Origin of the sequence: Microcystis sp. M109S1 (genome assembly GCF_020247025.1) — a bacterium.
Taxonomy (GTDB): Bacteria; Cyanobacteriota; Cyanobacteriia; order Cyanobacteriales; family Microcystaceae; genus Microcystis.
This window is the reverse complement of record NZ_JADBRW010000014.1, coordinates 1-6,918: the sequence shown is the minus strand read 5'-3', so window position 1 is coordinate 6,918 and position 6,918 is coordinate 1. Positions and strand designations below refer to the sequence as shown.

At 42.4% G+C, this 6,918-nt stretch carries 8 protein-coding genes; 3 read left to right on the top strand and 5 right to left on the bottom strand.

The genetic code is table 11. The features are described from left to right. Positions 1–320 precede the first annotated feature (320 nt). The gene (locus tag IM322_RS00570; RefSeq protein WP_287675962.1) at positions 321–1,157 is read right to left on the bottom strand and encodes a metallophosphoesterase; all 837 of its coding nucleotides are present in this window, start codon (positions 1,155–1,157) and stop codon (positions 321–323) included. Positions 1,158–1,242: 85 nt separating this feature from the next. Continuing rightward, positions 1,243–2,478: an LL-diaminopimelate aminotransferase gene (locus IM322_RS00565; RefSeq protein ID WP_287078163.1), complete on the bottom strand. Its 1,236-nt coding sequence runs from the start codon at positions 2,476–2,478 to the stop codon at positions 1,243–1,245. Positions 2,479–2,634: 156 nt separating this feature from the next. Between IM322_RS00565 and IM322_RS00560 the strand changes: the two genes are divergently transcribed. Next, on the top strand, positions 2,635–2,847 hold the full coding sequence (locus IM322_RS00560; RefSeq protein ID WP_286825267.1) for a DUF2839 domain-containing protein: 213 nt from the start codon (positions 2,635–2,637) through the stop codon (positions 2,845–2,847). A 50-nt stretch (positions 2,848–2,897) separates the two neighbouring features. Here the strand turns inward: IM322_RS00560 and IM322_RS00555 are convergent, their stop codons facing one another. Next, positions 2,898–3,833, bottom strand: a complete 936-nt coding sequence (locus IM322_RS00555; protein ID WP_287675959.1) for an NAD-dependent epimerase/dehydratase family protein — start codon at positions 3,831–3,833, stop codon at positions 2,898–2,900. Between the two features lie 220 nt (positions 3,834–4,053). Between IM322_RS00555 and IM322_RS00550 the strand changes: the two genes are divergently transcribed. Both IM322_RS00550 and IM322_RS00545 read left to right on the top strand, forming a co-directional pair. Further along, positions 4,054–4,500, top strand: a complete 447-nt coding sequence (locus tag IM322_RS00550; protein ID WP_287675958.1) for a DUF29 domain-containing protein — start codon at positions 4,054–4,056, stop codon at positions 4,498–4,500. 124 nt (positions 4,501–4,624) lie between these two features. Further along, entirely contained in the window at positions 4,625–5,080 is a 456-nt protein-coding gene (locus tag IM322_RS00545; protein ID WP_287675957.1) for a DUF29 domain-containing protein, read from the top strand. 8 nt (positions 5,081–5,088) lie between these two features. On the opposite strand, the gene IM322_RS00540 is transcribed toward IM322_RS00545, so the two are convergent. Next, on the bottom strand, positions 5,089–5,877 hold the full coding sequence (locus IM322_RS00540; RefSeq protein WP_287675956.1) for a hypothetical protein: 789 nt from the start codon (positions 5,875–5,877) through the stop codon (positions 5,089–5,091). 56 nt (positions 5,878–5,933) lie between these two features. Beyond that, positions 5,934–6,446: a type IV pilin-like G/H family protein gene (locus IM322_RS00535; protein WP_287675954.1), complete on the bottom strand. Its 513-nt coding sequence runs from the start codon at positions 6,444–6,446 to the stop codon at positions 5,934–5,936. Positions 6,447–6,918: the final 472 nt, after the last annotated feature.

Sequence of the window (6,918 nt, the reverse complement as noted above, 5' to 3'; positions counted from 1 at the left end):
GGAAGGCAATTGATAGCCTGTTAAATTCCCTTGTTTCCACCACCTCCAAGCCGTTCGATAACTTATTCCTGTTTTTTTTGCCTAGTCTGATAGTTTCGTGTTCACATATTACCATGGCTGGCTATATATGACTATATTTGTGTTGAAACTTTACAATACTCCTCACTTACAGCTTTTCTCAGATACATGAGGTTCGTTCTTGCATCTGAAATACTTGATTAGCAAGAATGAGCTTGTGCTTCACCTTCACGAGAAAGGCTGTCATACTGTTCACTAAAAACTCACATCTGGTCACTGATAACTGATCACTGATCACTGATTCAAGACTGGCTGCCGTTGATCAAAGTAATTACCGTCACTTCGGGGGGACAAAAAAGACGACCGGGAAAATAGGTTCCTAAGCCTCGATTGACATATAATTGATTTTCCCCAACTCGGTGAAATCCCTCGGACCATTGCCAGTATCGGACTACTCTGCTAAACTGCCGTTGAAAGGGAACCCATTGACCATAGGGGTGGGGCAGCGATCGCCTAAGTTTCTCTAAAATTATCGGTAGGGAACCGATACCGGGGATAGTCACTTGACCTCCGTGGGTATGACCGGATAACTGCAAATCCACGCGCCAATCCCTTAAAAGCATGGCTGTATCGGGATTGTGGGAAAGGACGAGTCTGGGTATATCGGGAGAAATTTGCTCGAGGATTTGCGGTAAAAATTCCCCGGACCAATAATCGGCCAATCCGACAATGGGAAAATTTTCGCCGTAGGGTGTGGCGATTTCATTCCAGAGTACCCGAATTCCCACGCTAGTTAAGGCTGCTCTGACCGTTTCCCTTGCCTGCGGAAGATAACTGTCATGATTTCCTAAACAAGCATAAATACCCCCTTGACTTTTGAGAGCTTTTATGCTCTCGACTAGGGCAAAAATCGGACTAGGACTATAGGTAATAAAATCCCCCGTCAGGAAGATGAGATCGGGTTTTTCCTGATTAGTAATGGCGATCGCTTCTTGCAGGACAGCTACAGGCAAATGCTGTGCATCGCAGTGCAGATCTGACCACTGCACCAACTTGATCCCTTGCAGAGCTGCCGGTAAGCTGGCAATTGCGATCGTTAATCTTTCTACCTGTAAGGATTCTAACCAAAAGGGTCGCATCGGTGAGCCATGGTCGGTGAGTAGTTACCAGTCTATCAATTATTTCCCGATGGGGATGCTTCCGCAAACATCCCCCTCTTAGCCATTAGCCTTGAAATTTATCGATAATTCTCTCCATAGCGGCCTCGACGTTGGCACGACTATTAAAAGCCGATAGCCGGAAATAACCCTCTCCGGCAGCCCCAAAGCCGGATCCAGGGGTTCCCACCACATTACAGGTGTGCAGTAGCTTATCGAAGAAATCCCAACTCGATAGACCCTGGGGCGTTTTTACCCAGACGTAGGGCGCATTTACGCCGCCATGGACTTCTAAACCAGCAGCGGTTAATTTTTCTCGGATAATTGTTGCATTTTGTAAATAAAACTTGACAAGTTCTTGTACTTGTGCTTTTCCTTCCGGGCAATAAACCGCCTCGGCCCCCCGTTGGACAATGTAGGAAACGCCGTTAAATTTGGTCGATTGCCGACGATTCCACAGTTTCCAGAGTTGCACATCCGTCCCGTCGGCAGCTTTGGCCATGAGACTTTGGGGAACCACGGTTAAAGCGCAACGAGTCCCGGTAAAACCGGCATTTTTGGAAAAAGAGCGAAATTCGATCGCACATTGCCGCGCCCCCTCGATTTCGTAGATGGAATGGGGTAAACTGGCATCGGTGATAAAGGCCTCGTAGGCCGCATCAAAAAAGATAATCGATCCGTTAGCCCTAGCATAATTGACCCAAGCTGTCAAGTGTTCTTTGGTAGCCGTGGCCCCGGTGGGATTATTGGGAAAACAGAGATAGATTAAATCGACTTTTTCGGCTGGAATCTGGGCAGTAAAGTTATTTTCGGCGGTAATTGGCAGATAAATCAGTCCCTCGTATTCACCGCGGTCGTTGGCCTCTCCCGTGTGTCCAGCCATAACATTAGTATCAACGTAAACGGGATATACTGGGTCAGTTACGGCGATCGAGTTATTATCCCCAAAAATATCGAGAATATTGCCCGTATCGCACTTAGAACCGTCGGAAATAAAGATTTCATCGGCACTTATATCACAACCGCGAGCCTGAAAATCATTGACGGCGATTTTCTCCCTTAACCAAGCATAACCCTGTTCGGGCCCGTAACCTTTAAAGCTAGAGCGATCGCCCATTTCCTCCACCGCTTTAATCATTGCCTCCCGACAAGCTCGGGGCAAAGGTTCGGTGACATCCCCAATCCCCAGACGGATAATATTAGCATCGGGATGGGCTGCCGCAAAAGCTTGGACTCGTCGGGCAATTTCCGGAAAAAGATAACCCGCTTTTAGTTTTAAGTAATTACTGTTAATGGTTGCCATAATTATCATTCTCGTTTCAGTCGCAACCTTTAATTCTATAATAGTCGGTCATCAGCCGTCAGTTTCGATCGCCCTCCTTCACGGACTAGGATTGGGTGTGGCCTGTTGTCTTTCAATATACAATCAGATAAAAACCTCTTAATAATTGACATTAGTATGGGTGAATCAAAACGTCGTCAATCGGCCTTGGGTGATAAATATGGACAGGAAGAAAATATCCTGCCTTGGCTACCGATTACCAAAAGTCAAGCAGCCCAAGCTTACAAGTTAACCACTAGGGGGGCCTGGATTGGTATAGGAGTTTTAGCCGGCGCTTGGGTAGTTATTCGCTTTGTCGGGCCGGCTTTCGGTTGGTGGAATGTGCAGTAAGCTGTCAATGGGGAATAGGGAGCGATTAACTGTTCCCTATTCCCAGATTCTCACTGATTTGCCAAGATCTGGTCATCGATCGCCCAGTCTATTTCTTGTTGATCGCGACCGGAAGCGAGATAATCATTCTGGAAGGAGTCTGCTAAACCACTGACGAGATCATATTCGGGCTGCCAGTTTAACTCCCGGGTGGCCTTATTAATATCAGCGTAAAAATGTTGAACCCGCAGGGGGAAAGGTTTCTTTTTGCCGAAGTCAAATTTTTTGGGGTTATAGTTAACAATCTCGATTTCCTCGGCATTTTTCCCCATGGCTGCCGCGCAAGCTTTCGCTAAACCGTTAAAAGTTACATAGCGATCGCCTGAAATATTATACACTTGACCAATGGCCTGAGAATTACCCAATACTGCGGCCATGGACTTAGCTAGATCGACAACGTGACCGAATTGGGTAAAATGTTCCCCTTGACCAGGTATAGGAATAGGACGATTACGAGCCAAACGGTCAAAAAACCAAGCTTCTAGGTCATTATAGTTGCCCGGTCCGTAGATATAAACCGGACGGATGGCAGTCCAGGGTAAACCCATCTCGTTTAAATAGTTTTCTGTCTCGTATTTTCCCTTGTGGCGACTCTTGGGATCTAGTTTATCTCCTTCTTTGTGGGGCATTTGGTCAGATTTTAAATAAACCCCCGCCGAGCTAACATAGACAAAATGCTGGATTCTTTCCCTAAAAATCTGGACGAGGGGCTGAGTATCACTTAATTCTCTGCCATTATTATCGAAAATTGCCTCAAAACTCTCATTTTTAAGCTTTTCTTTCAGTTGCGCTGGGTCAGTGCGATCGCCGTGGATCTGTCGTACTCCAGCAACCGGAGCGGGTTTATTGCCACGATTGAATAATACCACCTCATGACCCTGTTCTACTAATACTTTAGTCAAAGAAACGCCGATAAATCGGGTTCCACCCATAATTAAAATTTTCATAAGATGATGGCATAGATATCAAGGTTATATTATCCCTCGATCGGTGCAGTTTGTGGCTTGTTAGTTGTGAAGAGAGGGATGAACCACAAAGGCACAAAGGACACAGAGAGTAACTAGCGATCGATTAATCAAACTTATCACACGAAGGACAAGAGAGCCGTCTGAATTGGCGAGGTTTAGATAAAATGAGGGTAATTAGTCAACAGAGGAGGTAAAAATTATGACTTTAGCAAAGGTAAAAAATCTTTATGATCAAGATTTTGCTTTGTGGATAGAGAAGACGGTCAAACAATTAAAATCTGGGGATTTATCTCAAGTTGATTTAGAGAATTTGGTCGAGGAGGTGGAATCTTTGGGAAGACGAGACAAAAGAGAACTAAAAACCCGTTTAATTACATTATTTGAACAGGCTTTAAAACGGCGTTATCTTCCTTTGTCCGACTGTTATCGAGGTTGGGAAGTAACAATTAAACGTTGTCAATCTAAGTTAAAAGATATCCTTAAAGATTCCCCTAGTTTATGCAGTTTTTTAACAGATATGTGTGATGATTGTTATCAGAAAGCGGTGGAGAATATGCGAATTAAATATGATGCTATTTTCCCCGATGTTTGTCCTTTTTCTAAGGATATTGATGGTTTATTAAATCATAAGTTTTGGGAAAGTTAAACTTTGATACTAAATCCGTTGAGTAGAGGCAATAGGCAATAGGGGGAATAAATAATCAGTCTTTAATAACCAGATTTAGTGTGATTTTCAAGAAATTAATTTAAGTTTAACAAGGAGAAAAATTATGACTTTAGCAAAGGTAAAAAATCTTTATGTTCGAGATTTTGCTTTGTGGATAGAAGCAACCGTCAAACAATTAAAATCTGGGGATTTATCTCAGGTTGATTTAGAGAATTTGATCGAGGAGGTGGAATCTTTGGGGAAAAGTCAACGCAAAGCGGTTGATAACTTTTTAACTCGTTTATTAGAACATTTATTAAAACGTTGTTATGTGGTTCTTCCCGATTGTTATCGGGGGTGGGAAATTGAAATTAGAAATTTTCGCAACGATTTAAAGAAGGAATTTAAGTATTCTCCTAGTTTGAAAAGGTTTATGATAGAGATTTTAGAAGAATGTTATCGAGAAGCTTTAGAAGCGGTGAAAGAGGATTATCCAGACTCTAATTTTCCCGATGTTTGTCCTTTTTCTAAGGATATTGATGGCTTATTAAATCATAAGTTTTGGCAGGATGAAAAATAGGCCAGTTCCTAATCCTTGGGGGGAATTGCCATCACTTGATTCTCATTAATCACAATCAATTTACCGCCCAATTTTTCGATATTTTCCTTGGCTAACTTGCGGGTTTCTTCATCTTTGCTATTTATCCAGACTAACATCCAAGCGCCGACTCTAGGAGCGCGACTATCGGGATTAGTTTCTAAAAATTTCACCGTTCCCCTAGCGGATTTTTCGATAAATTCATTACCGGCAATTTTTGCCCAATCGGCGGCCATTTGATTAGATTTTTTCGCCGCAGGAATATCACCTAAAAATAATAGTTCATCCACTCCTTTATATAACCAAAGAAAATAGGCATCAGTAACATCAGGAGTGATTTTTGATAAACCTTTATTCATAATCTCAATCGTTCTTTCGGGTTTGCCAGCATTGACAGAAGAAGCGACGGACATCATCAAATAGGCACGGACAAATTTCGGGTCATTTTTAGCGACAATTTCCATAAAATCGGGACTTAAACCGTAACCGGTTTCCCGACGAGCATCCTCATCGCCATAATATTGTATAAACTGCAACATTGCCCAATTGGCTAACATATTATTAAAGCCAAAGGAAGGTATATTTTTAAATAACTGAACCTGAGAATTTTCTAGGCGAGATTCTTGAGCATAATTTCTCTCTAATAACTTTTCTTTGGTCAAAGTTTTCACCTTTTCCTGTTGCATTTCGACAATGACCATGATTAAACCACCGATAACAGCGATTAAACCAAGAGTTTTAAGTAAGGATAGATGGAGAGATTTGTTTGCGCCTATCATAGCTTTAAATAAAAGTCAATAATATCAACAAAAATAAAAGATTTTTTGGGGTTATTTTAATTAATTTCAACGCCATCAACACAGCTAAGAACACCGGCGGAATTACTGGTAGAAACATTATCTTCTAAAGGAGTTTCATCCTCACAAACAATCCCAGTATAGGCCCCAGCTGCCGTTTGTCCGGCCGCTCCGGCATAATTTTTAATATCGTTATCAAATGGAGCCAAAGCATTTGCTAGATAGGCGGCTCCAAAAGCATCAGGAGCGGGAGTTACCACTTCGCTGATATTATAGAATGTTAGGGAAATACTGGCAGCTTCCAGAGATAGTTCAGGTAAAGTAGCAAAAGTCCCTTTTTCATAACGATAACCCTGTTGGGCGCGATTGATCAATCCTAGTGCTGCGCGAGCTTCTGCTTGCCTACCTTTGGCGATTTGTCCTAAGAGATACGGTAAACTAATGGCAGCGAGAACCCCCAATAAAATCACCACTACTAACAATTCTATTAAAGTAAAACCCCTCGCTTTTTTTCCCTGTGATTTGATTGCTAAAAAAAGAAAGTATTTCATGGTTAGGCGCTGGCAATGTTGACTATATTTTGGGTGTTGGGGGATTTCAGTTATCAGTTATCAGTTATCAGTTATCAGTTATCAGATTGCAGTTTTAAGTAGACAGTGTTAGGTGAAAACTTCGGAACTTTCTTTTCAGGAGTTGCTGAAGGCATTGCATTTTGATTTCCTCCATTCATATCTCTATTATGCAACGGGTCTTTTCACTGATTACTGTTTACTGTTCACTGTTCACTGAAAAATCCCCACTCCCCGAAAAAAATCAAAAGCGCAAGGTTTCCCAGAGAACATTTCCCTGCCACCTTCCGCTAGAGTATGATTAAAGTTGAGTTTTGACATCCTCGCCGCCCTAAAAGTGCGGCGATTCCTAAACCTCACGATTTAAGTTTCTGCTTCAACCACCGTTGCATACCACGGTTAAAAAACCATGTACTGTCTTACACAAAGTCCACAGACTTTCGCGACCTTTCAG